The sequence below is a fragment of the Symbiopectobacterium sp. RP genome, assembly GCF_050472005.1.
Taxonomy (GTDB): Bacteria; Pseudomonadota; Gammaproteobacteria; order Enterobacterales; family Enterobacteriaceae; genus Symbiopectobacterium.
This window is the reverse complement of record NZ_JBGOGS010000001.1, coordinates 2574627-2599782: the sequence shown is the minus strand read 5'-3', so window position 1 is coordinate 2599782 and position 25156 is coordinate 2574627. Positions and strand designations below refer to the sequence as shown.

General features: G+C 48.7%; 27 protein-coding genes and 10 pseudogenes. 18 read left to right on the top strand and 19 right to left on the bottom strand.

Going from position 1 to position 25156, the window contains the following annotated elements:
- Positions 1-162: 162 nt before the first annotated feature.
- Genes ACD630_RS17280 through ACD630_RS17265 form a run of 4 tightly spaced genes read right to left on the bottom strand, consistent with a single transcriptional unit; the run spans position 163 to position 3687 of the window.
- Complete coding sequence (locus tag ACD630_RS17280) at positions 163-1017, bottom strand: metal ABC transporter permease (RefSeq protein WP_430359787.1); 855 nt, start codon at positions 1015-1017, stop codon at positions 163-165.
- Positions 1014-1877, bottom strand: coding sequence for a metal ABC transporter permease (locus tag ACD630_RS17275; RefSeq protein ID WP_430359786.1), 864 nt, complete (start codon positions 1875-1877; stop codon positions 1014-1016). Before ACD630_RS17275 ends, ACD630_RS17280 begins: the two co-directional genes overlap by 4 nt.
- A gap of 5 nt (positions 1878-1882) precedes the next feature.
- A complete protein-coding gene (locus tag ACD630_RS17270; RefSeq protein WP_430359785.1) occupies positions 1883-2764 on the bottom strand; it encodes a manganese/iron ABC transporter ATP-binding protein in 882 nt (293 codons plus the stop codon).
- Positions 2761-3687: a metal ABC transporter substrate-binding protein gene (locus tag ACD630_RS17265; RefSeq protein ID WP_430359784.1), complete on the bottom strand. Its 927-nt coding sequence runs from the start codon at positions 3685-3687 to the stop codon at positions 2761-2763. Before ACD630_RS17265 ends, ACD630_RS17270 begins: the two co-directional genes overlap by 4 nt.
- Before the next feature lie 457 nt (positions 3688-4144).
- Here ACD630_RS17265 and ACD630_RS17260 point away from each other — a divergent pair, with 457 nt between their 5' ends.
- A complete protein-coding gene (locus ACD630_RS17260) occupies positions 4145-4738 on the top strand; it encodes an IS630 transposase-related protein (RefSeq protein ID WP_430359783.1) in 594 nt (197 codons plus the stop codon).
- 300 nt (positions 4739-5038) lie between these two features.
- Positions 5039-6278: pseudogene (locus ACD630_RS17255) on the top strand (IS256 family transposase).
- Between the two features lie 75 nt (positions 6279-6353).
- On the opposite strand, the gene ACD630_RS17250 reads toward ACD630_RS17255, so the two are convergent.
- Entirely contained in the window at positions 6354-6881 is a 528-nt protein-coding gene (locus ACD630_RS17250; RefSeq protein ID WP_430359782.1) for an IS630 transposase-related protein, read from the bottom strand.
- A 79-nt stretch (positions 6882-6960) separates the two neighbouring features.
- On the opposite strand from ACD630_RS17250, the pseudogene ACD630_RS17245 reads away from it, so the two are divergent.
- A pseudogene (locus ACD630_RS17245) lies at positions 6961-7237 on the top strand (hypothetical protein).
- Positions 7238-7315: 78 nt separating this feature from the next.
- Positions 7316-8239 (top strand): annotated as a pseudogene (locus tag ACD630_RS17240) (IS5 family transposase).
- A gap of 133 nt (positions 8240-8372) precedes the next feature.
- Here ACD630_RS17240 and dsbB read toward each other — a convergent pair.
- Entirely contained in the window at positions 8373-8903 is a 531-nt protein-coding gene (gene dsbB / locus ACD630_RS17235; RefSeq protein WP_430359781.1) for a disulfide bond formation protein DsbB, read from the bottom strand.
- Positions 8904-9243: 340 nt separating this feature from the next.
- On the opposite strand from dsbB, the gene ACD630_RS17230 reads away from it, so the two are divergent.
- The 3 genes and pseudogenes from ACD630_RS17230 to ACD630_RS17220 all read left to right on the top strand — a co-directional run.
- Positions 9244-9609 (top strand): IS630 transposase-related protein, encoded by a 366-nt coding sequence (locus ACD630_RS17230; RefSeq protein ID WP_430359780.1) that lies wholly within the window; start codon positions 9244-9246, stop codon positions 9607-9609.
- A 100-nt stretch (positions 9610-9709) separates the two neighbouring features.
- Entirely contained in the window at positions 9710-10009 is a 300-nt protein-coding gene (locus ACD630_RS17225) for a transposase (protein WP_430360117.1), read from the top strand.
- Between the two features lie 16 nt (positions 10010-10025).
- A pseudogene (locus ACD630_RS17220) lies at positions 10026-10772 on the top strand (IS256 family transposase); the annotation flags it as partial.
- 11 nt (positions 10773-10783) lie between these two features.
- On the opposite strand, the pseudogene ACD630_RS17215 reads toward ACD630_RS17220, so the two are convergent.
- A pseudogene (locus tag ACD630_RS17215) lies at positions 10784-10993 on the bottom strand (sodium/proton antiporter); the annotation flags it as partial.
- Between the two features lie 58 nt (positions 10994-11051).
- Entirely contained in the window at positions 11052-12092 is a 1041-nt protein-coding gene (locus ACD630_RS17210) for an IS481 family transposase (RefSeq protein WP_430359779.1), read from the bottom strand.
- Between the two features lie 403 nt (positions 12093-12495).
- Here ACD630_RS17210 and fadR point away from each other — a divergent pair, with 403 nt between their 5' ends.
- Positions 12496-13215 (top strand): fatty acid metabolism transcriptional regulator FadR, encoded by a 720-nt coding sequence (gene fadR / locus ACD630_RS17205; protein WP_430359778.1) that lies wholly within the window; start codon positions 12496-12498, stop codon positions 13213-13215.
- Positions 13216-13241: 26 nt separating this feature from the next.
- Here the strand turns inward: fadR and ACD630_RS17200 are convergent.
- Both ACD630_RS17200 and ACD630_RS17195 read right to left on the bottom strand, forming a co-directional pair.
- Positions 13242-13808: pseudogene (locus ACD630_RS17200) on the bottom strand (SpoVR family protein); the annotation flags it as partial.
- A 280-nt stretch (positions 13809-14088) separates the two neighbouring features.
- Positions 14089-14211, bottom strand: coding sequence for a hypothetical protein (locus ACD630_RS17195; protein WP_430359777.1), 123 nt, complete (start codon positions 14209-14211; stop codon positions 14089-14091).
- A gap of 377 nt (positions 14212-14588) precedes the next feature.
- Here ACD630_RS17195 and ACD630_RS17190 point away from each other — a divergent pair, with 377 nt between their 5' ends.
- Together ACD630_RS17190 and ACD630_RS17185 are read left to right on the top strand one after the other, a co-directional pair.
- A complete protein-coding gene (locus ACD630_RS17190) occupies positions 14589-15251 on the top strand; it encodes a hypothetical protein (protein ID WP_430359776.1) in 663 nt (220 codons plus the stop codon).
- Positions 15248-16171 (top strand): annotated as a pseudogene (locus tag ACD630_RS17185) (phage baseplate assembly protein); the annotation flags it as partial. The gene ACD630_RS17190 and the pseudogene ACD630_RS17185, both read left to right, overlap by 4 nt.
- A 13-nt stretch (positions 16172-16184) precedes the next feature.
- Here the strand turns inward: ACD630_RS17185 and ACD630_RS17180 are convergent.
- Positions 16185-16455, bottom strand: a pseudogene (locus ACD630_RS17180) (Rpn family recombination-promoting nuclease/putative transposase); the annotation flags it as partial.
- Between the two features lie 82 nt (positions 16456-16537).
- The gene (locus ACD630_RS17175) at positions 16538-16972 is read right to left on the bottom strand and encodes a BRO-N domain-containing protein (RefSeq protein ID WP_430359775.1); all 435 of its coding nucleotides are present in this window, start codon (positions 16970-16972) and stop codon (positions 16538-16540) included.
- A 427-nt stretch (positions 16973-17399) separates the two neighbouring features.
- Between ACD630_RS17175 and ACD630_RS17170 the strand changes: the two genes are divergently transcribed.
- From ACD630_RS17170 to ACD630_RS17160, 3 genes are all read left to right on the top strand, one after another.
- The gene (locus tag ACD630_RS17170) at positions 17400-17813 is read left to right on the top strand and encodes a hypothetical protein (RefSeq protein WP_430359774.1); all 414 of its coding nucleotides are present in this window, start codon (positions 17400-17402) and stop codon (positions 17811-17813) included.
- A gap of 144 nt (positions 17814-17957) precedes the next feature.
- On the top strand, positions 17958-18239 hold the full coding sequence (locus tag ACD630_RS17165; RefSeq protein ID WP_430357828.1) for a hypothetical protein: 282 nt from the start codon (positions 17958-17960) through the stop codon (positions 18237-18239).
- A 123-nt stretch (positions 18240-18362) separates the two neighbouring features.
- Positions 18363-19679, top strand: coding sequence for a hypothetical protein (locus ACD630_RS17160; protein WP_430359773.1), 1317 nt, complete (start codon positions 18363-18365; stop codon positions 19677-19679).
- Positions 19680-19693: 14 nt separating this feature from the next.
- Here the strand turns inward: ACD630_RS17160 and ACD630_RS17155 are convergent.
- Positions 19694-20200: pseudogene (locus ACD630_RS17155) on the bottom strand (type I restriction-modification system subunit M N-terminal domain-containing protein); the annotation flags it as partial.
- Positions 20201-20260: 60 nt separating this feature from the next.
- Between ACD630_RS17155 and ACD630_RS17150 the strand changes: the two are divergent.
- The 5 genes and pseudogenes from ACD630_RS17150 (at position 20261) to ACD630_RS17130 (ending at position 21750) form a co-directional block, all read left to right on the top strand.
- Positions 20261-20671: an IS630 family transposase gene (locus tag ACD630_RS17150; RefSeq protein WP_430359772.1), complete on the top strand. Its 411-nt coding sequence runs from the start codon at positions 20261-20263 to the stop codon at positions 20669-20671.
- 28 nt (positions 20672-20699) lie between these two features.
- Positions 20700-20846: an IS630 transposase-related protein gene (locus tag ACD630_RS17145; protein ID WP_430359771.1), complete on the top strand. Its 147-nt coding sequence runs from the start codon at positions 20700-20702 to the stop codon at positions 20844-20846.
- A gap of 119 nt (positions 20847-20965) precedes the next feature.
- Entirely contained in the window at positions 20966-21247 is a 282-nt protein-coding gene (locus ACD630_RS17140; protein ID WP_430359770.1) for an IS630 transposase-related protein, read from the top strand.
- Positions 21171-21590: pseudogene (locus ACD630_RS17135) on the top strand (transposase); the annotation flags it as partial. The gene ACD630_RS17140 and the pseudogene ACD630_RS17135, both read left to right, overlap by 77 nt.
- A gap of 28 nt (positions 21591-21618) precedes the next feature.
- A complete protein-coding gene (locus ACD630_RS17130) occupies positions 21619-21750 on the top strand; it encodes a hypothetical protein (RefSeq protein ID WP_430359769.1) in 132 nt (43 codons plus the stop codon).
- 156 nt (positions 21751-21906) lie between these two features.
- On the opposite strand, the gene apbE is transcribed toward ACD630_RS17130, so the two are convergent.
- From apbE to hinT, 6 genes are all read right to left on the bottom strand, one after another.
- Positions 21907-22953 carry an FAD:protein FMN transferase ApbE gene (apbE, locus tag ACD630_RS17125; protein WP_430359768.1) on the bottom strand — a complete coding sequence of 349 codons (1047 nt, stop codon included), beginning with the start codon at positions 22951-22953 and terminating at the stop codon, positions 21907-21909.
- Between the two features lie 170 nt (positions 22954-23123).
- Positions 23124-23273 carry a hypothetical protein gene (locus ACD630_RS17120; protein ID WP_430359767.1) on the bottom strand — a complete coding sequence of 50 codons (150 nt, stop codon included), beginning with the start codon at positions 23271-23273 and terminating at the stop codon, positions 23124-23126.
- A 21-nt stretch (positions 23274-23294) separates the two neighbouring features.
- Positions 23295-23690, bottom strand: coding sequence for a hypothetical protein (locus tag ACD630_RS17115; RefSeq protein ID WP_430359766.1), 396 nt, complete (start codon positions 23688-23690; stop codon positions 23295-23297).
- 82 nt (positions 23691-23772) lie between these two features.
- Positions 23773-24264, bottom strand: a complete 492-nt coding sequence (locus ACD630_RS17110; protein ID WP_430360116.1) for a penicillin-binding protein activator LpoB — start codon at positions 24262-24264, stop codon at positions 23773-23775.
- A 100-nt stretch (positions 24265-24364) separates the two neighbouring features.
- On the bottom strand, positions 24365-24553 hold the full coding sequence (locus tag ACD630_RS17105) for a DUF1425 domain-containing protein (RefSeq protein ID WP_430359765.1): 189 nt from the start codon (positions 24551-24553) through the stop codon (positions 24365-24367).
- A gap of 80 nt (positions 24554-24633) precedes the next feature.
- Complete coding sequence (gene hinT, locus ACD630_RS17100) at positions 24634-24984, bottom strand: purine nucleoside phosphoramidase (RefSeq protein ID WP_430360115.1); 351 nt, start codon at positions 24982-24984, stop codon at positions 24634-24636.
- Positions 24985-25156 lie beyond the last annotated feature (172 nt).

The following is a 25156-nucleotide window of genomic DNA, read 5'->3' as shown; positions in this document are numbered from 1 at the left end:
GCCACCCCCCGTTGATGATGTTACGTAGAGATTGTTACCTTAGCGTATTCCTTATCAGTAAACCTGAAGCTGTCGCACAGCATGGGCAATCGCCGCTGTGTCTGAAACCTAGAGTAGTATAGCCTGAATCGTCAGCAGCGGGCTAAAAAACGCGCTATCGTCTCAAGACAACACAGTCCGCGCGGTACGCTGACGTCGGGTACGAACCTGATGAATGGTCAAGGCTAGGGCGAAGAACAGCGCTTGCACCAACACAATACAGGGCCCCGTGGCACCATCCAGATAAAAACTGATCAGCGTACCGGTAACGCAGGAAAACACCGACACGCAGGTGGCGACGATCAGCATACCATCGAAGGTTTTACACACCATAAACGCGACGATACCGGGGGCGATAAGCATGGCGATGACCAAAATTACCCCAACGGCTTGCAGCGAGGCCACGATCGTCATCGCCAGCAGGCAAAGCAGGCCGTAGTGGAGCCATTTGACTGGCAGGCCAATCACGCGGGCATGGTGCGGATCAAAGCAATACAGCATCAGGTCACGGCGCTTGAGCATGACAATCACCAACGTAACACCAGCAATCAGCAGGATTTGCGTCAACTCCTGTGCGGTGATCCCTAACACATTACCAAAAAGAATATGCGACAGATGTTGGTCGGAATCTACCCGAGCAAACATAACCAGCCCGAGGGCGAACATGCCAGAGAAAACGATACCCATCACGGTGTCTTCTTTGACACGGCTATGCTCTTTCAGATAACCGGTGGCAAGCGCGCACAGCACGCCAGAAGCAAATGCGCCCACCGCAAAGGGAATACCGAGCAAAAATGCCACAACAATGCCGGGCAGTACGGCATGGGAGATGGCATCTCCCATTAAGGACCAGCCTTTAAGCACCAGATAGCAAGATAGCACCGCACACACGACACCCGTGACGACGACGGCCAGCAGTGCACGTTGCATGAACGAATAGGCAAGCGGCTCCAGAATCCAATCAAACAGCTGGCTCATGACAGATCTCCTTCTGTCGCACGGTGGCGCGCGCACCGTGTTGCCAGCAAGCCATGTTTCGGGGCAAACAGAAACGCCAGCAGGAAAATCAGCGTTTGCAACGTGACAATCACTCCGCCCGTTGCGCCATCAAGATAAAAACTGAGATAGGCGCCTAACGCGCTGCTGATAGCACCGAGTCCAATGGCAATAATAATTAGTCTGCCAAAACGGTCGGTTAACAGGTAAGCGGTAGCCCCCGGCGTGATCACCATAGCAATCACCAAAATGGCGCCTACGGTTTGCAGCGCGGCGACAGTGCAGGCGCTGAGCAGGGTAAAAAACAGGATTTTGAGTTTCAATGGCGATAAACCGATGGAACGGGCGTGGTTCTCATCAAAAAACACCGCCAACAGATCTTTCCACAGCACGCACATGATGATGAAAGTGATGCCGATGATAATTTCGACCTGAAGCACGTCCTCATCGGCAATACCGAGGATATTGCCAAAAATAATCGACTGTACATTAACCGAGGTGGGGTTAAGGGAGATGATGAGCAACCCGGCGGCAAAAAAAGTGGAAAAGATAAAGCCAATAATGGCATCTTCGCGCAAACGTGTGATGTGACGGATGAGCGTCATTGCCAAGGCGGCCAGCATTCCGGTAAAAAAAGCGCCTGCTGCATAGGGCAACCCCAGTGCGTAGGCTCCCGCGACGCCGGGCACCACTGAGTGGGAGAGGGCATCGCCCATCAGTGACCAGCCTTTGAGCATCAGGTAAGCGGAAAGAAAGGCACAGACACCGCCTACGATGGCACTCACCCAAATCGCCTTCACCATGTAGTTGTAATGGAACGGTTGCAACAAAAGTTCAAACATCTACGTTAGTTATCCTCTGGCCGGGAGCGGAATGCCGGTGTGTCGCTGGGGGTTAAACCATAGAAGACGGCAGGGCGTTCGTCATCGGTCAATACGGTGACGGTTCGGGCATCGTCGTCGTCATGCAGGTGATCGCCACCGAGATTAATATGGCGCAGTACGCCGCCAAAGGTTTTCTCCAGATTACTCTGAGTGAAGGTGGTCGCAGTGGGCCCGGCAGCCAGCACGCTGCGGTTGACCAGAATCACACTGTCGCAAAATTCAGGTACGCTGCCGAGGTTGTGGGTTGCTACCAAAATCAAATGCCCCTCGTCGCGCAAGGTGCGCAGCAGATCGATAATGGCGTTTTCGGTTTTCACATCAACGCCGGTAAAGGGTTCATCCAACAGGAGCACACAGCCTTGTTGCGCCAGCGCCCGTGCCAGGAAAACCCGTTTTTTTTGACCGCCGGAGAGTTCACCGATTTGGCGTTGACTCAGCGCACTCATGCCGACACGGGCCATGGCATCGTTTATCACGTCACGATCTTGCTGGCACGGGATGCGCAAAAAATTCATTTTGCCGTAGAGCCCCATCATCACCACATCGGAAACCAGCACGGGAAAATTCCAGTCAACCTCTTCCGTTTGCGGCACATAGGCGATGAGATTTTTTTTCAACGCCTCACTGATAGCTTCACCGTTAAGACGGACCTGGCCTGAAGAGGGTTTCACCAGCCCCATGACGCTTTTGAATAGGGTGGATTTACCGCTGCCGTTGACCCCGACCAGAGCGCAGATTGTGTTACCGCTCAGTGAAAATGACGCGTTTCGAATCGCCTGGTGGCCATTGCTGTACGTCACAGAAACATCGTCGACGGTGAGGGCTAATTCTGGTGTACGACTCATTGATTAAATCCTTCGGCGATGGTGTTCACCGTGGTTTGCAGCAGATCTAGGTAGGTGGGAACCGGACCCTTTTCATTAGACAATGAGTCAACATACAACACGCCGCCATATTTCGCGCCGGTTTCTTTACTGACCTGCTTAGCCGGTTTATCAGAAATAGTGCTTTCACTAAACACCACCGGGATGTGTTTTTCACGCACGGTATCGATCACGCGGCGTACCTGCTGGGGAGAACCCTGCTCATCAGCATTGATAGGCCACAGATAAACTTCGTTGAATTGATAATCGGTGGTGAGGTAACTAAAGGCCCCTTCGCTGGTGACGAGCCACCGCTGCGCTTCTGGAATCCTTGCCAAACGTTCACGCAGGGGGGCATCCAGTGCGGTGATTTTTTCCGCATAGGCTTTAGCATTACGGTTATAGATCTCTGCGCTATCCGGATCGTATTGCACCAGCCCCTTACGAATGTTCTCGACATAAATTAAGGCGTTGCTGGGGGACATCCAGGCATGTGGGTTCGGGTTGCCGTTATAGGCCCCTTCACGGATAGGCAGTGGTGTTATCCCTTCCGTCACCGTAACCGCCGAGACATCTTTAATATTTTCAAAGAAGCGACTAAACCAACGCTCCAGATTCAAACCGTTCCACAAGATAAGATCAGCGGATTGCGCCTTAACGATATCCCGCGGTGTGGGTTGGTAGTCATGGATCTCTGCGCCCGGCTTGGTAATCGACTCAACGATAGCCGCCTCTCCCGCGATGTTCTGCGCGATATCCTGAATAATGGTAAAGGTGGTTACCACCTTGAGTTTGTCTTTGGCATTCGCTGGTGAAGCGAGAGTGAATGCGGCGAAGAGCGCCAGAGACAGGGTAAGATTTACAATTCGAGAAGGGGTGAAGGCCTGAAAGAAACGCATAGACATATCCTTACAAGTCGCGATGGTTAATTATTAGGTGAAAATAATTCTCAATAGCATTTAAGTCAAGCGTCTTTTGCGATAACTGCGACGCTGACAGCCTGTGTTTATCCCCTGCCGTGTGCTTTTAAGTGATCCTTGCATATCCTGAATGTTGCCTTGTTGTAAAATCGTAATTATGGTTAAAAAATCTTACTTAACGTAATGAATGAAGTCTAACTGTTGCTGCTGTGTTTATGGTGTTTTTTCGTTGGACGCTAAATGTCCTCTGACAGCACAACATGCATAAAAAAAATTGTTGATCGGCCGATATACACAAAAAGTGTGCAATGGAAGTATGCGATGTTGGGAGGGTATTCGCAATGGAAGCAAAATCAGAAAGGTGCTGGAAGATGGCCAGCATCATTCTCTTGGTCGTACTGGCGTTATAGCTAAACGACTTAATTTTGATTACATTATTTAAATGAGCTATTCAATTGATTTTAGAGGTAAAGTGATATCTACACGGGAAGAAGAAGGGTTGAGTATCCGAGAAACAGCAAAGCAATTTCGGATTGGCCCTGCCTCTGTATCGCGTTGGATTAATCAAATAGCGTCAAAAGCATCGACCACGCGTCAGCGAAAGATCGATAAATCCGAGTTGATAAAAGATGTTGAACCATATCCAGATGCTTACCAAAAAGAACGTGCAGAGCGTTTTGGCGTTTGTCAGAAGGCCATTTGGCAAGCTCTTAAAAAGCTGGGATTGACCTATAAAAAAACGCTATGTCATCCGAAAGCCGACGAAAGCGCCCGGCAAGCATTTCAACAAAAAATACAACAGTATGAAAAAGAAGGAAAACCTATTGTTTTTATTGATGAAAGTGGTTTTCCACACGATACCCCACGGGCTCACGGCTATTCCCCAAAAGGTCAACGGTGTTTTGGGCTGAAGAACGGGGGAGCCAAGGGAAGAACAAATGTTATCGGCGCTTTATTAGGCACAACGCTGTTTGCTATCGGATTATTTGATATCAATATTAACAGCGATGTTGAGGCTGTACACGAGATTGTGTAATTGCCTGATTTTGATATGTTCAATCCAACATCAAAAGCAGGTTACTTTATGGACGAAAAACAGTTATAGCCAAGCGACATTATTTTGATAACAATTATCTGTATTTTTTTGCCACATATCAGGGCATTGGCTGTAATCATTTTTAAGTCGGTTGGCTATACATAGGCAGGGCCAATCCGAAATTGCTTCGCTGTTTCTCGGATACTCAACCCTTCTTCTTCCCGTGTAGATATCACTTTACCTCTAAAATCAATTGAATAGCTCATTTAAATAATGTAATCAAAATTAAGTCGTTTAGCTATACATGCTCTGGCTAAGGAGCTGGCCAAAAATCTCAAAACCCCTGACGCTCTCAACCAGTTTGATCACCTGCTGAAAAAGATCTGCGTTGAAGCTGCCCTTAATGCTGAAATGACCCATCACTTCGGGCATGAGAAGCACCAGTCCAAATCTGGAACTAACACGTGCAATGGCTACTCCACAAAGACTGTTACCACCGGCGATGGTCCGCTGGAACTGCGTACACCACGTGATCGTAATGCTTCCTTTGAACCGCAAGTGGTGAAGAAGAACCAGACCCTGCTCACCGGGATGGATAACCAGATTTTATCGTTGTATGCCAAAGGGATGACCACCCGCGAAATTGCCGCTGCGTTCAAAGAGCTGTATGACGCGGATGTCTCACCCGCCCTGGTATCGAAGGTCACCGATGCCGTTATGGAGCAGGTTGTTGAATGGCAAAATCGCCCCCTGGATGCGGTTTATCCCATTGTTTACCTTGACTGTATCGTTCTGAAAGTCCGGCAGGACAGCCGCGTTATCAATAAGTCTGTGTTCCTGGCGCTGGGTATCAATATCGAAGGCCAGAAAGAGCTACTGGGGATGTGGCTGGCCGAAAATGAAGGTGCAAAGTTCTGGCTGAACGTGCTGACAGAACTGAAAAACCGTGGCCTGACCGACATCCTCATTGCCTGTGTGGACGGCCTGAAAGGGTTCCCGGATGCCATCAACACGGTCTACCCGGAAGCCCGCATCCAGCTGTGCATCGTGCACATGGTGCGCAACAGTCTGCGCTTCGTTGCCTGGAAGGACTATAAGGCGGTAACACGCGACCTCAAAGCAGTCAGTGTATCAGGCTCCAACCGAAGAGGCCGCGCTTCAGGCGCTGGAGACGTTCGGTGGGACATGGGATCACCGCTATCCGCAGATAAGCCGGAGCTGGCAGTCAAACTGGGCCAACCTGTCGACATTCTTCTCGTACCCGCAGGAACTTCGCAAGGTAATCTACACGACGAACGCTATAGAATCACTGAACAGCGTGCTCCGGCATGCAATCAAGAAACGCAAGGTGTTCCCGACTGATAACTCGGTGAAGAAGGCAGTATGGCTGGCAATCTAGGCGGCATCACAGAAATGGACGATGCCCTTACAGGACTGGCGTATGGCAATGAGTCGCTTTATAGCTAACCGACTTAAAAATGATTACAACAGATACCCTGATATGCGGCAAAAAAATCATAGCTGGCTGTTATCAAAATAATGTCGGTTGGCTATATTATCGAGTTCGGTGGCCGTCTTGACGGTCACTTCTGAGGAAAAGCATTTACACAAAATCTTAAACAGGCTCTAATAAAGCGCCGATAACATTTGTTCTTCCCTTGGCTCCCCCGTTCTTCAGGCCAAAACACCGTTGACCTTTTGGGGAATAGCCGTGAGTCCGTGGGGTATCGTGTGGAAAACCACTTTCATCAATAAAAACAATAAGTTTGCCTTCTTTTTCATAGTGTTGTATTTTTTGTTGAAATGCTTGCCGGGCGCTTTCGTCGACTTTCGGATGACGTAGCGTTTTTTTATAGGTCAATCCCAGCTTTTTAAGAGCTTGCCAAATGGCCTTCTGACAAACGCCAAAACGCTCTGCACGTTCTTTTTGGTAAGCATCTGGATATGGTTCAACATCTTTTATCAACTCGGATTTATCGCTCTTTCGCTGACGCGTGGTCGATGCTTTTGACGCTATTTGATTAATCCAACGCGATACAGAGGCAGGACCAATCCGAAATTGCTTCGCTGTTTCTCGGATATTCAACCCTTCTTCTTCCCGTGTAGATATCACTTTACGTCTAAAATCAATTGAATAGCTCATTTAAATAATGTAATCAAAATTAAGTCGTTTAGCTATAACTACATTTTCAGTTTATGCGATTAACGGTGAGTGAGGCGTGATGCTTTGCTTAGAACAAGGGTTATATCTACGAATTCATGAGTTGGACAACGGCCCTCGACCGCTACCGCTGCAAAGCGGCTTTTCGGTGGGGACGGCGTACCGCGTGCTGGGGTGCTTTAATCCTTCTGAAACCTCAGACGCCTATTACATACTGGCAAACGATCGCAATGAAAGATGAAATATGGTTTATTTGCAATCGGTATGTACGCGTTGTGGCGTTAGACGCATCACATAAAGGTTTCAGATATCCGCTAGACCTCTCACTTCACCACTGAGGTGGCTTTGTTGAATAAATAGAACTTTTGGGTAATCATCGGAGCAGATCAACACAGTTGTTTCAAAATCAGCTCTCCATGGCAAAACAAAATTTTAAAATCACCAACTGGCCCTCTTATAACAAGGCCCTCAAGCAGCGCGGTTCTCTAACCGTATGGCTAGATGAATCAGCCATTGCTGCATGGACGGAAAAAAACACTACTGAACGGCGTGGACGACCGCTCCACTACTCAGATATGACCATCACCACAGTCCTGATGATGAAACGCGTGTTTGGCCTTTCATTGAGGGCTTTACAGGGCTTTGGTGACTCGATTTTTAAACTGATTAAATTGTCGCTCCATTGTCCAGACTATTCGCTGCTCAGCAAGCGAGCAAAGACAGTGAACATCAGCATAAAAACGCCAACCCGTGGTGAAATCTCACATCTGGTCATTGATGGAACCGGCCTGAAGGTCTTTGGCGAAGGTGAATGGAAAGTCCGGCAGCATGGTGCCGACAGACGCAGGGTATGGCGTAAGCTGCACCTGGCAGTAGACAGTGTGACACATGAGATTATCTGTGCGGATTTCTCGCTCAGTGGTACGACTGATGCCCAAGCTCTACCGGCGCTGATAAACCAGACCCACCGGAAAATCAGAGAGGCATCGGCTGACGGCGCTTAGGATACAGTTTACTGCTATGATGCTCTGCTGAGAAAGAAAATAAGGCCGCTTATCCCGCCACGAAGGGGGGCGCAATATTGGCAAGATCGCTACCACGAGCGTAACCCCGCTGTTGCAAATCAGCGCATTAGCGGTAGTAACGCTATCTGGAAAAAGAAAGTGGGCTATCACCGGCGCTCAGTGGCTGAAACGGCCATGTTCCGGTTCAAAAGGCTTCTGGGTGGTCATCTAAGTCTGAGAGACTACGATGGTCAGGTGGGTGAAGCCATGGCCATGGTCAAAGCGCTTAACCTGATCACGCTATTAGGAATGCCGAACAGTATTCGCATCACGTAACAATCGACCCGTATGGGGCGCAGTCGTTACAAGTTCTGATTTATTCAACAAAGCCCACTGAGGTCTCAGACGGTCGACGAGATCTTAGGCTATTGTGTTGCCAGATGGCGCAGGCCATCTGGCAACGACAGGATTAGCGGCTAAACAGATCGCGACGTTTAGGCTTGAACGGCTGGGCAATCAGCACCAGCACCCCCATCACCAGAAACGCACCGAAAATGACCAGCATACACTGCGGCATGACCAGTGACAGGAACTGCCATTGGCGCTCGGCACAGTCAGTAGAGGCGACAAAGACGGAGGGTAGCCATTTGTCCAGCGGCAGCCATGACGGGAAGTTGACAAAGAAATCACACACGGCAAACGGCGAAGGATGCAGCATGACATTGCTATGCTCCCAGGCGAGCTTTAATCCTTCGACAGCGCTATAGATCCACAGGAAAATTGCTGGATAGCGCAGCAGCGTTGCGGGGGCGATAGCACCCAGCAACCCGGCTCCCATCACGCCGAACAGTGCGCTGCGCTGGTAAATACAGAGCACACAAGGTTTGAGCAACATGACATGCTGAAAATAAAGCGCGACCAATTCAAAGGCAAACGCCGTCAAAGCCATTAACAGCCAAGCACCGCGCCCACGTGAGCAGCGGTTAAGAAATCGCAACATAACGAATATTCCATGCTAAAAAAATGATCGATTTGGCGGCAAAGACGGTACAGGCAATGCCGCCATCATTTCACTGAGCAAAACGTAACAATCTATTTATATATCATTTCTGCGATTGCCATCCTTTGACAGATCGCACGCTACGGCTAAGCGTTGTAACCCGTTCACTATACACGATAGTTGTGCGTAGCGATGCGTCTGTGTTTACAGTTTTGGTAGCGCTATCCACTGCCATTCAGTAAGCAGTTCTGTTGCAGGCACTAATGTGAATGCAACGCACAGCCAGCCTACCAGCGTCATCACTATAGCTAAACGACTTAATTTTGATTGCATTATTTAAATGAGCTATTCAATTGATTTTAGAGGTAAAGTGATATCTACACGGGAAGAAGAAGGGTTAAGTATCCGAGAAACAGCGAAGCAATTTCGGATTGGCACTGCCTCTGTATCGCGTTGGATTAATCAAATAGCGTCAAAAGCATCGACCACGCGTCAGCGAAAGAGCGATAAATCCGAGTTGATAAAAGATGTTGAACCATATCCAGATGCTTACCAAAAAGAACGTGCAGAGCGTTTTGGCGTTTGTCAGAAGGCCATTTGGCAAGCTCTTAAAAAGCTGGGATTGACCTATAAAAAAAACTCTATGTCATCCGAAAGCCGACGAAAGCGCCCGGCAAGCATTTTAACAAAAAATACAACAGTATGAAAAAGAAGGCAAACCTATTGTTTTTATTGATGAAAGTGGTTTTCCACACGATATCCCACGGACTCACGGCTATTCCCCAAAAGGTCAACGGTGTTTTGGCCTGAAGAACTGGGGAGCCAAGGGAAGAACAAATATTAACAGCGATGTTTTCTATTCCTGGGTCACACAAGTCCTTATCCCAGTACTCCCTAAAAACAGGGTAATCGTGATGGACAATGCAACTTTTCACAAAAAACATAATATTCAACAAGTCATCATCGATGCAGGGTATATGGTGGAGTATTTGCCTACATATTCGCCAGATCTTAACCCCATTGAGCATAAATGGGCACAAGCAAAAAGCAAAAAAAGAGAGAGTGGTTGCGATACAGAGATTTTGTTCTCAGTCCATATGGTGTAATCAAAATTAAGTCGCTTGGTTATATTTCTGGGCCGATGGCATATACAGCCATGTCAGGCAAGATGATCGCCTTTGCCTGCTGGTCATTATCGGCGTCACTGAGCATGGACGTAAGGAGCTGGTTGCGGCCGAAGATGGTTATCGAGAGTCAGAATCAAACTGGGCCGAACTTCTTAATGGCCTGCGAGCACGTGGCCTAACCGTATCTCCCAAGCTGGCTACGGGAGACGGTGCCCTTGGTTTTTGGAATGCAATGGTAAAGATATTCCCGGACATGCAGCACCAACGCTGTTGGGTGCACAAAACCGCTAATGTGTTGGCTTCACTCCCCAAAGCCATGCAACCGAAAGTTAAGGCTGAGCTGCGGGAGGTTTGGCTAGCAGAGAGCCGCGATGCCGCTAATGAAGCCTTTGATGTTTTGTTGGCAAGGTTTTCAGCGAAGTATCCTGCAGCGATGAAGAAGCTGGAGAAAGCTCGAGAAGAACTGCTGGCATTCTACGACTTCCCGTCAGAGCACTGGGCGTCAATAAGAACGACAAATCCGATTGAATCGGCTTTTGCGACTGTGAGGCTACGAAGCAGAGGCGCGAAGAACGGTGGTTCGAGAGAAACAACCCTGTCAATGGTATTTAAGCTGCTCCAGTCAGCTCAGAAAAGCTGGAATCGACTAAGAGGATTTGACCTGCTAACCCTGGTTGTAAGCAACGTCCAATTTAAGGATGGAGAACAGATTCACGAAGCATCAGAGCGGAACGTAGCCTGATCGCCATACACCAGATTTGCTAATAACTCCTCTGGACTTGTTATGCCGATAAACACCGCTTGCAGAGCCAGTAACCCGCCAAGTTGAAGCGGGTAGCATTTCAGGGCCCTGCCCAAAGTGAAAATAAACTCGGCGACCAGTAATCAGCCGGCTAAAAAAGGACTTACATAAAAAAATCCCAGAGGATTGAGGATGAGGAAACCCAACAGGGTTAATTTATATGTACTAGCTCAGACCTGATCTGACAGTTACCGATTATTTATACAGGTGTCTGTCAGATTACATCTGGTTCAGATTCTTTTCTGCCCAGATCCGTTTTCCATCGAGTAAAGTGGCCATCGGCGTACGCCCGCAGCACATTTTTCCCTGATGAGTTCGCTCATTATTGTAATGCAGCAACCAGTTGTCCAGATCTACCTGCAGGCTTTCCAGGTCTCCATATAACTTCTTGCGGAACGTAACCTGATAAAAATCCTGCAAAATGGTTTTATGGAAGCGCTCGCAGATGCCGTTCGTCTGCGGAGACATCGCCTTCGTTTTCGTATGCTCGATATCGTTGATAGCCAGATAAAGCTGATAATCATGCTGCTCCACTTTACCACAGTACTCCGTACCCCTGTCGGTCAGTATTCTCAGCACCGGCAGTCCCTGAACCTCGTAGAACGGGAGTACGCGATCATTGAGCAGGTCGGCGGCGGTGAGCGGTGTTTTATTCGTATACAGCTTGCAGTGCGCCACTTTCGAGTACGTATCCACGAACGTCTGCTGGTAGATACGGCCCATCCCCTTCAGATTGCCCACGTAGAAGGTGTCCTGCGAGCCCAGATACCCGGGATGTGCCGTCTCGATTTCACCGCAGGCCTCATCATCGTGCGCCTTCTTCTCCAGGGCTGCGATTTGAGCGTCGGTAAGGACAATGCCTTCTCTGGCGACCTTTTCCTCAAGCACCTTCAGGCGTTTACGGAAGTTCTCCAGGTCGTGTCGTTGCCAGATGGAGCGCACGCCGCTGCCGGAGATAAACACGCTTTTTTTACGCAGCTCATTACTGGTCCGGTGCTGCCCATGGGGCGGGAACTCAATAGCATAATCAACAACCGCGCGTTCAGTGGCTTCGTCGGCGCGGTTCTTCAGGTTCGAAACCCGGCGTTTCTGGTTAACCAGCGCATCAATGCCGCCTTCAGCAGCCAGTTCCTGATAACGGTAAAATGTATCGCGTGACACGCCCATGCTCTTGCAGGCTTTTGATACGTTACCGAGTTTTTCAGCGAGATTGAGCAGGCCGGCTTTGTGTTTGATAATGGGATTGTTAGTATGAAGCATGAGAGTTACCTCGCGTTTTGTTTAAGGATTAGACACCCATATCAAAACCGGTAACTCTCAACCTTTCAAGGTCCAGTGTCAGATCTAGTCGCGACTAATACAATTTATACCAACCGGGGCATTGCCCCAGAAAATTATTTTGCAGTGCGCGTCTTATCGACATGTCCGTCATTTTCTTTGCGGTTCCCTTATTGTCTAACGGTGTGAAATCTGATTTACCGTTCACTGACGGTAAACGATGTGGTCAATACTAAGCCCAATGCGGTGACTTTTAAATAAATCAGCTTGTGAAGTGTCACAGTTTCTGTCGGAATTCTGTTTTTGTCTCCCTGCCACGCTATGTGATAGCGGACTGCTCTGGTATGATGAGTCCGCTTTTATATCGCAATGGAACATCACACACATGGTTATCAAGGCGCAAAGTCCTGCTGGATTCGCGGAAGAATATATTATCGAAAGTATTTGGAATAATCGTTTTCCTCCTGGTTCTATCTTACCTGCGGAACGTGAATTATCGGAACTGATCGGGGTAACCCGAACCACGTTACGCGAGGTGTTACAGCGCCTGGCGCGTGATGGCTGGCTGACGATTCAGCACGGTAAGCCCACGAAAATTAATAATTTTTGGGAAACATCAGGGCTGAATATCCTGGAAACGCTGGCAAGACTCGATCATGACAGCGTGCCGCAACTGATTGATAATCTGCTGGCCGTGCGCACCAACATTGCTGCGATCTTTATTCGTACCGCCCTGCGTCAACACCCTGATAAGAGTCAAGAGGTATTAATACAGCGTGCTAGTGTCGAAGACAACGCCGATGCCTTTACGCAACTGGATTATGCTATTTTCCGCGGATTGGCGTTTGTTTCTGGCAACCCGATTTATGGATTAATCCTTAACGGGCTGAAAGGGCTGTATATGCGGGTTGGGCGTTACTACTTCTCGAACCCGGAAGCGCGTAAGCTGGCTATTGATTTTTATGCTCGTCTGGAAACCATCGCGAAAGAAGAGCAACACGAGCGCGTGATGGATGCCGTGCGTACCTACGGAAAAGAAAGCGGTGCTATCTGGCACAGCATGCAAAACCAGATCCCGCGCGATATTGCTGAGGTTCGTCGCTAATTAACGTCGCTACGTGCCACTGGGCTTCAGTTGACACTTGGATTACGCAGCGGACAGCGTTCAACCAACTCTACGCTGCCATCTGCATTCTGTTGCTCCAGATAAACATCAAATCCCCACAGTCGGTGTACATGCTTCATCACATCGTGGCTGCTCTTGTTGAGCGGTGCGCGGTGATGAGGAACATAGCGCAGTGTCAGCGAGCGGTTACCGCGCAGATCCACATTCCAGACCTGAATATTGGGTTCCTGATTGCTGAGGTTATACTGCGCGGACAGCTCCTGACGGATCATCCGGTAGCCTTCCTCATCGTGGATCGCGGCAATTTCCAGATAATTGTTATGGTCATCATCCAGCACGGTAAATAGCAGGAAATCGCGCATCACCTTGGGTGACAAAAACTGACTGATAAAGCTTTCATCCTTGAAGTTCTGCATGGCGAAATGCAGGGTTTCCAGCCAGTCCTTGCCTGCTACATCAGGGAACCAGTAGCGATCCTCCTCCGTTGGTGTCTGGCAAATACGCTTGATATCCTGAAACATGGCGAACCCGAGCGCGTAAGGGTTAATGCCATTGTATAGCCAAGCGACATTATTTTGATAACAATTAGCTGTATTTTTTGCCACATATCAGGGCATTGGCTGTAATCATTTTTAAGTCGGTTGGCTATGTTGGTAAACCATTTGCAGCATCAAGCAGTAGGCTGGTTTGTAGTTCATAAGCGACGTCGCCACCATGTGTCATTTTCAAACGTTCTTCTTTCCCATTGTGGGTACGAAACTGTAAATGAGACCAGTCGTGAACGACGGGAGCGTATGGATGCGGGCTAAGTGCAACCTGCCGGAGAGCCAGAGAAATAATTGGTTCATTGAGCTAACTGAAGCTAATACGTTCATTATTAAAAAAACGCCAAACGGCCTGAGTAGTGGCGAATGTTGTTTTCTGTGCGTAGGCAAGGTCTTTAACGGCTGACGCCAATGCTGCTGGGGGAGTCATGTGTTGCTTAACCAGACGCTGATAACGCCGGTTAAGGCGGGCATCAATCCCGCTGATGGATAAGTTGAGATCGGCTTTGTTGAATAATAGTGAGTCATGCTGTTTTTCCAGCCAGTTTTGGTAGAAAATGCTTGTAATCTCAGGTTTACAGTTTTCTTATGAGGCCTAACTGCATGATTTTGCGTTTCGAGGATCTGTCGTTTCACCGGGGGGGCAGCATAAAATATGTTTATTCAACAAAGCCGTTGAGATCATGCAGCAACGTAATAGCAGATATTGCAAAAGATGTGTAGATACCTATGCCTGCTACAGGGGGATATTTCGGTGATCTTAAAGCCTGGCTCATCCGGTAAAACCTGGTTGAATCGATACAGAAAATGTGGAGGGCGGGACGGCGTACCGCGCAGGATGCGTCCACACTGGCACAGCAAATCAAGACGCTATCTGGTGTGACGCTGGGGCATGATTTAGCGCCACGCGGCGTCTGGAAAAGCGACAGGCCCAGCGTACAGGCTGAGCGCGTTCAGGGCAATGCTCTCGCCGCGGTTTTGCGAACGACGGCGATCCATGAAGCCGCTTGGCGATTAACACAATTACCGCCGCCGGGTACGGTAATGGTACCCGTCAATCAACGTGGAAAACGTCAGATACAGGTTAGTGTTTCCCATCCCGTATTACATGCGCTTTCTCATACGACAGGCAGTCACATTGAAGGACTCGCGGCGGTCACGTGGGAGGCGTTGGTTACGGTGCGAGAAACGCTAAATCAGGCTATCGGGCACGAACTGGTGTTAACGCCTGACGATGCGCTGTTCCTCGCCTTGCTGCAGGTAAAAACTGATGCCAACCGGGATATTGCCACACGACTGGCACAAGTTGAAAAAACCGTCACCCGTACACCAGAGACGGTGCTGCCTGCGCTGGTTCTGGCGGCTAACTGGTATGACAACGCAGCACGAGAAATCGATATCACCCGCCGAAATACCGTTAACCATCCCGGTTTTGTGCCGGTACAACCCTTAAGGGTTCCTGCAAGATGAGCGATCATGTGATATTGCGCGTCAACGGGCGCGAATGGGGCGCTTGGACACGCGTCCAGATTTCAGCAGGGATAGAACGACTCTCACGCGATTTCAATGTCGAAATCACCCGCCAATGGCTTGGTGAATCAGGAAGCGTACCGTTACAGCCCAGAATTAAAAAAGGTGAATTGGTCGACGTCCTCATCGGTCAGGATAAAGTCCTGACCGGCTGGATTGAAGCGACCCCGATACGCTATGACGCAAAAAGTATTAATGTCGGTATCAGTGGCCGGAGTAAGACGGCGGATTTAATCGACTGTGCTGTCCATACCACGCTTTTTACAGGCAACACCTTGCATCAGATAGCCTCAGCACTGGCAAAGCCCTTTGGCATTAAAGTCATTAGCCAGAAAGCCCCCAAACACCGCTACAGGCTTTTCAGGCGGATTATGGAGAAACTGTCCATGAGGCGCTAAACAAGGCGTTTAGGAAGCCAACAGGCGCTAGCCTGGGATGATGAAGACGGCAATCTGCTAATGGGTACAGTCGGCAATGATCGTGCGACAACAGCACTTGTCTGGGGAGAAAATATTCTCACCTGTGATACGGAACAGAGTATCCGCGAACGCTTTTCGGAATATCAGGTGGCGGGTCAACGCTCGGGAGATGATGCTGATCACGGTGAAGCCACGCTAACGGCACTGCGAGCCAGAGCCAAAGACAGCCAGATTACGCGCTATCGCCCGCAACATATCCACCAGGCCGGTAATACAACCGGAGCCAGCTGTCGCGCTCGCAGTGAATTTGAAGCCAGACAGTGTGCAGCCAGAACCGAGGAAACGACCTATACAGTACAAGGTTAGCGGCAAGGTGACGGCAGCCTCTGGAAGCATAATCAACGCGTCATTGTGTTTGATCCGGTGCTGGGCTTTAACAACCGTGTACAGGCTCCATTAAACGCCACGCCATCAACTTCTCGGGCCTACTTTGGGTAGATATAGCCTTTCCCCGTTTTTGTCTGCACGGAATAGAGCATATCCGAACACTGGGTGCGCAGGTCGTCTTCGATAAAGCTACCTGACTCCATCGCAAGGGTGCTGAAATCGCAGCGCTCCCGCAGATGAGATGGCAGATGGATTTCCAGAAAGTCTCGGGCGACCGTGATATCGCCGAGGAACTTTTTGAACAGGGAGTCATGTTGGGAGAGTGAGGATGTTGTCATTGGCGCAGTATATAGCCAAGCGACATTATTTTGATAACAATTAGCTGTATTTTTTTGCCACATATCAGGGCATTGGCTGTAATCATTGTTGAACAGTTCGGCGGCTTGGGTTTGTATTGTGGGATCTTTGTTTCTTATCCAGCACCCATTTGTGGAACTCTTTGGCGATCGGCGTGTTGGCTAACATCGCAATCAGGTGCGCGCCGTGCAGGGAGAAAATGCGAAGCCCAATCTTGCGTAAGCTATTGTTTATTCCATTGGTCACTGAATCAATGACCAATGACATACCCTCTGTGAACTCATCTCGATTCTGGTTGTAAAGGTTAGTAACTGATTTGACGCTGGAGTAGTCGAGCGCTTTAGCAAGCTCGGTAGAAGTGAAGCAGATCTGCCCGTTGTGGGAGATGGTTTCAATAACGGTATTGCGGAACATTAAGGTTGTCATAGGCTTTGTTGAATAAATAGATTTTATGCTGGCAGCCCAGCGAAACGACGGATCCTCGCAACGTAAAATCATGCAGTTAGGCCTCATGAGAAAAGTGTACACCTGAGATGTACAAGCATTTTCAACCAAAACTGGCATGGAAAAACAGCATGATTACCTATTATTCAACAAAGCCGTTGTCATAGTAATGATTTCCTTGTTAGTTAAGGAACATCACCACCTAGAGGTACTAAGCTCTGTATGGTGGCGAGCTGGATAGGGTTAGTACGACCGGCTAACAAGGATCCGGCGAGCCTTGCGGCTCCCCCATCCAGCTCACCATTATTCTGATATGGCGGACTGACACATAAAAAAACACGCTGTAGGCGTGTTATGCGCCTTGTTAGTTATCCGGGGTACTAAACCCGGCACCTGAATTTGCAGATGCAGAGTGACTATAGCGCATGGGTTATCCTTGCGTCAAGTTGGCGTAAAATGCATACTTACAACAGATATATTTTTGGCTACGGCTCTATGTAATCTCTCTAAACAATATGGTTTTTCAGGAGTCAAGATAAAAATGAATATGCTTTTTATTATCACGATATTTATTGCTATGCTCTCAATGTCTGGCTGTACAAAATGGGAACGCCGTGGTGCAACAGAATTTGAACATAATTCAGAGTATGCTGCTTGCAAGGCACTGGGGTACGAGCGTTTTGCCCCCGATCTTGTTACAAATTTTGAATTTGATTTTAAAGACCAATATGTACCCTGTGATGATAAAAAGAAGTGCTCGCCATATAGAAAAATACCTTCTTTCAGGACAGTAGAGAAAGATCGCAATAAAAGTGCAAGAGATTCGGTCATAGAGTCATGCATGTATGAAAAAGGTTGGCATGAAAAAACTTATTACTGGCCTCCTTTTAGTTAAGTTTAATTAGGTAGGATGCTAACGGGTAAAATTTTGCAGATTGGCGGTCAGATCGCTTACACTTGGCTTAACACAGGAGGATCCGCTATCGGCTAGGTTGCATTTGATACTCAAGAGTTCGTTGAAACGCTGGAAAACACCGGGTTGCCGAAAGACCAAGCCAAGGCGATATCTCTTGTTGTGCGAAAATCACACGAAGTAGCAGACCTTGCTACAAAGCGCGATCTCGACGATGTGCGCAAAGACTTGTCCGCTGATATCGCCGAAGTGAAGCGTGAGATAGCCGATGTCCGTAAGGATATTGGACAGATAGACAAACGCCTCGATTTCGCTGAGAAACGATTTGACCGTCTGCAATGGTTCTTGCTGGCGGGTATTCTGAGTTTGTTGTTTAAAGACGTACTTCCGAAACTGTGGGGCGGTTAAAGATGTCTGGTAGTGATTTCTATCACTCGTTTCCATACCCCAAGTGCCATGGCGAAGCCAGCGGTCAGACCAAACCCTATCACCATAGGTATCTACACATCTTTTGCAATATCTGCTATTACGTTGCTGCATGATCTCAACTTATCCATCGGCGGAATTGAGGCCCGCCTTAACCGGCGTTATCAGCGTCTGGTTAAGCAACACATGACTCCCCCAGCACCATTGGCGTCAGCCGTTAAAGACCTTGCCTGCGCGCAGAAAACAACATTCGCCACTACTCAGGCCGTTTGGCGTTTTTTCAATAATGAACGTATTAGCTTCAGTCAGCTCAATGAACCGATTATTTCGCTGGCTCTCCGGCAGGTTGCACTTAGCCCGCATCCATACGCTCCCGTCGTTTACGACTGGTCTCATTTACAGTTTCGTACCCACAATGGGAAAGAAGAACGTTTGAAAATGACGCATGGTGGCGACGTCGGTTATGAACTACAAACCAGCCTACTGCTTGATGCTGCAAATGGTTTACCAATAGCACCCCTGTCTCAAACTCTAACCGATAGGACGGGTTGTCGTTCAACGCTAACCGAGGGCTTGTCTGAGAGTCTGACTCATATGGATGCTTTGACGGCTGATATCGCCCGCGTTGAGTCTCTTGATACCGGGAAGAAGTTAGTTCATCTCATTGACCGTGAAGGTGACTCTATCGGGCATATGCGCACATTAAGCTCCCAGGGAATATGTTGGCTTATCCGGGGAAAGGAAGGGCATCGGGCCGAGTGGGGCGGTGACACCCGTAAAATTGGTGAAATTGCAGACGATCTGCCATTTATCGCAAACGGACAGGTTGGCTGGAAAGGGAAAAAAGCCAATATGGAGATCGGGGAAACATCCGTGATCATAACGCGAACAGCAAAACCGAAGCAGAAAGACAAGAGCACCGGACGGCGAGTGAAAGTTCAGCCAGGCGTAGCTCTGACACTCAGATTAGTTGTGGTTCGCCTTACCGATACTCACGGTAAATTTATCGGACGCTGGACGCTGCTCACAAACGTTAGCAACGAGATCACCAGCGCGGAAGTTGCTCGCTGGTATTACTGGCGCTGGGGTATTGAATCCTTTTTTAAGCTGCTGAAAGGTGCCGGTCATGATGTAGAAAAATGGCTTGAGCGCAGTGCTGGTGCCCTGCTACGCAGGTTATTGATAGCTAGCATGGCATGTGTGCTGGTATGGCGGCTGCAACGCGTTGAAGGAGACGACAATGCGGCAGCCCGTCAGTTAATTTGCCGATTATCCGGACGACAACAAAAACGAGGGCGTAAAGAAAGCCCCCCAGCGCTGCTTGCCGGACTATCCATCCTGCTAAATACCTTGATGTTATTAGCAGACTATACCCCGGAAGAACTTGCCCACTTCGCTATGGTGGTTTTTAACCCTTTATGATGTGTAGATACCTATGCACCAAAGCGGCGGATCAGGTGTTCATAGATATTGCTCATCACCCGGTCTGGCACTACGTCAGGATGCAGGTCGATCTTGGCGAAGTTCTGGCAAATCTTGTACAGCAGCCCAGCCTTCTCCAGTCGGATCACAGTATTGCCGAATTCGAATTCCTCGAAAATAGCCCGAGCATTATCCGAAAATAAGGCTAGATAGTCTTCCAGATTGCGGCGAGTCTTGCTGTTACCCAGCGTAGCGAGTGAGTATTCAGAGGTGTTGTAGAAGGGGTAAATGGCCGTCGAGCGCAGTACGGTATCCAGTTCGATATCAGAATCCTTGAAGAGGCTATAAGCATCCCTAACTGCCTCGCGAGTCGGCTCCAGCGCACACTCCAAACGACGCAGCAAGGTAAACGGCAAGATGATCTTGCCAAAGTCTGTATGCTTGAAGTCACCCCACAGGTCTTCTGCATTCTTCCAAATAAAGTCAGCTTGTAAAGCTGCTGATCCCGTAAAGTCGTTCATTCTGGCCTCCAACCATCTTTTGCACGAAACGGTACTATGATCTAAAGGTGATCGTCAACCATGTTTTGCACAAAAGAGTGTGAATTCCATTACCAGATTAAATCTGCGATCCTCCCTCAGAATGCAAATAGCCTTTTTATTGATGAAAGTGGTTTTCCACACGATATCCCACGGACTCACGGCTATTCCCCAAAAGGTCAACGGTGTTTTGGGCTGAAGAACTGGGGAGCCAAGGGAAGAACAAATGTTATCGGCGCTTTATTAGGCACAACGCTGTTTGCTATCGGATTATTTGATATCAATATTAACAGCGATGTTTTCTATTCCTGGGTCACACAAGTCCTTATCCCAGTACTCCCTAAAAACAGGGTAATCGTGATGGACAATGCAACTTTTCACAAAAAACATAATATTCAACAAGTCATCATCGATGCAGGGTATAAGGTGGAGTATTTGCCTACATATAGCTAAACGACTTAATTTTGATTACATTATTTAAATGAGCTATTCAATTAATTTTAGACGTAAAGTGATATCTACACGGGAAGAAGAAGGGTTGAGTATCCGAGAAACAGCGAAGCAATTTCGGATTGGCCCTGCCTCTGTATCGCGTTGGATTAATCAAATAGCGGGCTTTGTTGAATAAACATATTTTATGCTGCACCCCCGGTGAAACGACAGATCCTCGCAACGCAAAATCATGCAGTTAGGCCTCATAAGAAAACCGTAAACCTGAGGTAACAAGCATTTTCTACCAAAACTGGCTTGGAAAAACAGCATGACTCACTATTATTCAACAAAGCCCAAATAGCGTCAAAAGCATCGACCACGCGTCAGCGAAAGAGCGATAAATCCGAGTTGATAAAAGATGTTGAACCATATCCAGATGCTTACCAAAAAGAACGTGCAGAGCGTTTTGGCGTTTGTCAGAAGGCCATTTTGCCAGCTCTTAAAAAGCTGGGATTGACCTATAAAAAAAACTCTACGCCATCCGAAAGCCGACGAAAGCGCCCGGCAAGCATTTCAACAAAAAATACAACAGTATGAAAAAGAAGGTAAACCTATTGTTTTTATTGATGAAAGTGGTTTTCCACATGATACCCCACGGACTCACGGCTATTCCCCAAAAGGTCAACGGTGTTTTGGCCTGAAGAACGGGGGAGCCAAGGGAAGAACAAATGTTATCGGCGCTTTATTAGGCACAACGCTGTTTGCTATCGGATTATTTGATATCAATATTAACAGCGATGTTTTCTATTCCTGGGTCACACAAGTCCTTATCCTAGTACTCCCTAAAAACAGTGTAATCGTGATGGACAATGCAACTTTTCACAAAAAACATAATATTCAACAAGTCATCATCGATGCAGGGTATATGGTGGAGTATTTGCCTACATATTGGCCAGATCTTAACCCCATTGAGCATAAATGGGCACAAGCAAAAAAAGAGAGAGTGGTTGCGATACAGAGATTTTGTTCTCAGTCCATATGGTGTAATCAAAATTAAGTCGCTTGGCTATAACGCTGGCAGAAAAGTAATCGTGCAGTAGCCGCAGGCCCCGGCAATGCCGGGGCCTGAGACTGATGACAGAGTCACTTTACCTCTCGGCATTCCCTCCACCGCCGTCATTCCCGACTTTCGCCGAGGATAACGAGGAAGGAATGACGGTGAGAGTAGGGCTGTTTATCAGCAACCTCACCCGACGTTAAGGTTTAGCCTCTTGTTGCAAGAAGGCTTTGAATTGGGGGGTCATCACCGTTTCGAACCCATTGTCGGTTTTGGTGATCAGATAAACCGCCAACTCGTGCTGCTCGGCTACTTTCAGCGCTTTTTCCGTTCCCAATACCATTAACCCTGTGTCCCAACCGTCCGCTTCGAGCGCTGTTTTGGCAATCACTGTGGCAGACACCAGCGTATGATTGATGGGGTGGCCGGTGCTGGGGTCGATGACGTGGGAATAGCGTTTGCCGTCCTGCTCGAAATAGTTGCGATAGCTGCCGGACGTACTGATGGAATACCCTTGCAGATCCACTGCCGCTTGCACCGCGTTTTCCTTATCGGTAGGTTTCTGAATCGCCACCCGCCACGGCATTCCTTGCCCATTGACTCCGCGACTTGAAATAGCACCCCCGACTGAAACCAGATAATTGGTAATGCCCTTGCGTGTCATCAACTGAGCCAACACATCGGCACCGTAACCTTCACCCAAGGTTGAGAGATCTACATACAGCGACGGCAGATCTTTTTGCAGCCACTCTCCCTTGCTGTTGCTGGTAAGCGTAAGGTGCTGCAAACCGACGCGCTGACGAGTGTCATCGATTTGTTCTTGAGTTGGAATGGTCACCGGCTGTTTTTGCGGCCCAAAGCCCCACAGATTCACCAACGGTCCCACCGTAATATCCATGGCATTGTCTGTCGCCCGGCCAATACGCTGGGCTACTAGGATAATGTCTGCCATACCGCCGGGAATGGGCTGAGGATCGCTGCCTTGATAGCGGTTAAAGCACGACAGAATGGAGTTTTCACGGTAAGTGGAAATATCGTTGTTGGCCTGCTCAAGCAGGGCATCAATCTCTTGTTGCAGATGCGCTTTATCTTCAGGCAGATCTCCGCTGATCTTTACGCTGTAAAAGGTCCCCATGGTTTTACCTTCCAGGCTGGTCAATGGCCGTCTGTCGGCCATCGCGGTATTGTAGACTGCCAGACTGACCAGAATCAGACACACTCTGCGTGCCAGTGGGGAATGTGACATAGAAAATGACTCCTGATAAAAAGAGACGTTAGAAATAATCCATTAATGCACGCTTGCAAAGCGGAGATTGATAAAAACAGGATGAGGCGCAATTTTTCAGTAACAGCAGCGGGAAAGTACAGGATAAACCACAAAAAAATGCCACCTTAGGGGCCATAGGTATCTACACATCATAAAGGGTTAAAAACCACCATAGCGAAGTGGGCAAGTTCTTCCGGGGTATAGTCTGCTAATAACGTCAAGGTATAGCCAACCGACTTAAAAATGATTACATCCAATACCCTGATATGTGGCAAAAAAATACAGATAATTGTTATCAAAATAATGTCGCTTGGCTATATTTAGCAGGATGGATAGTCCGGCAAGCAGCGCTGGGGCCCTCGTTTTTGTTGTCGTCCGGATAATCGGCAAATTAACTGACGGGCTGCCGCATTGTCGTCTCCTTCAACGCGTTGCAGCCGCCATACCAGCACACATGCCATGCTAGCTATCAATAACCTGCGTAGCAGGGCACCAGCACTGCGCTCAAGCCATTTTTCTACATCATGACCGGCACCTTTCAGCAGCTTAAAAAAGGATTCAATACCCCAGCGCCAGTAATATAGCCAACCGTCGCGGTAGACAACAGGCTTAGGAGCCAACTGCCATGCAGAGAGCTGGCGTAACACCCGGTATTCACGTTGCCTGAATACGCCCAACTGCGCCGCTTCGGTGGTTTGCGGCCACGCTATAGCCAACCGACTTAAAAATGATTACATCCAATGCCCTGATATGTGGAAAAAAAATACAGCTAATTGTTATCAAAATAATGTCGCTTGGCTATAGCAATTGACGATCGCCCACGCGAACGCACCAACAGCAGCGTCCCGAACCGTTCACAGCTTGCGCGCTCACGTAGCGCGCCAAGCCAATCGCCTTAGTACGCGAGCCCAGACTGTCCTCTGCCGATAACCCTAGCGTCTGTTTCGCCACGGCCACCTGTTCACGTGGCACCAGCGCGAACGCGTTGCCGTTCGCCAACGCATCATAAATCACCGCTGTCGCCTTCGCGACCGGCAACGAGCCGTTGGTGTTGTTCTTCACGCTGTCAACCAGCAGGATACTGCCGGGCGCTACGCCGCTGGCCTGTCGCATTTGTGCCACTAAAGGTCCGACACTACCTTCCCAGTTCAGGGTTTGAATTTTCGGAGGCGTAGGCATCGGCTGCCCCGCTGGCGGCGTGACCACTTCCGGCTGTGACGGTTGCACCGGTTCGATCTGCGCCGGTGGCTGTTGCTCTGACGGACGGGTCATACAACCGGTCAACACCATCGCCCCGAACAGCAGCACAAGATATAGCCAAGCGACATTATTTTGATAACAGCCAGCTATGCTTTTTTGCCGCATATCAGGGTATCTGTTGTAATCATTTTTAAGTCGGTTGGCTATACCAGTAGAAGCGGTACTGTACCGTCACCGCCTGGGATGACGTATTGCGCAGCACCGCCCAAGCGCTTCCGCCCTCACTGCGCGTGGTCAGATCGGGTTTTGATGCCGTAATCCCAGCGGACAACAGAGAAGCATCGAGCACTAACGTTTGCCGCTCATTGATGGTCAACACGGGGGGAGCTGGAACACGCAACAACCCTCAGCACCAACACAGCAGATAACAGGCCGCGCACAATCTGGAAGTTCATGAAGTTAGTCCGACAACAATGGCCCCAGAGGACGTCCACCCAGCAGGTGCATATGAATATGATAGACCTCTTGGCCGCCATGGCGATTGCAATTAACGATCAGACGATAACCGTCTTCATCAATGCCCTCGTCGCGCGCAATCTTGCTGGCGACTGTGAACAATCTTCCCAGTGCCTGTTCGTGCTCAGGCAAAACATCGTTTAGGTTCGGAATCAATACGTTAGGAACGATCAAAACGTGTGTTGGCGTGCGAGGCGCGATGTCACGAAAGGCCGTCACCAGTTCATCCTGATAGACGATGTCGGAAGGAATTTCCCGGCGGATAATTTTACTGAAAATAGTTTCTTCAGCCATGTTTGAGTTCCTTATAAACGTGTAACGCCGAATGGTTACAGCAGTATGAGTGACACTTTCGGTTGCTTTCAACCTTCTTTCTGTTTTTTCTTGTTCAGATGTTTGAATTGCGGCTTTTTTACCGCAGGTCAGCGCCCAATAGGGATAGGAGCCGATCTCACGATCAGCTTTC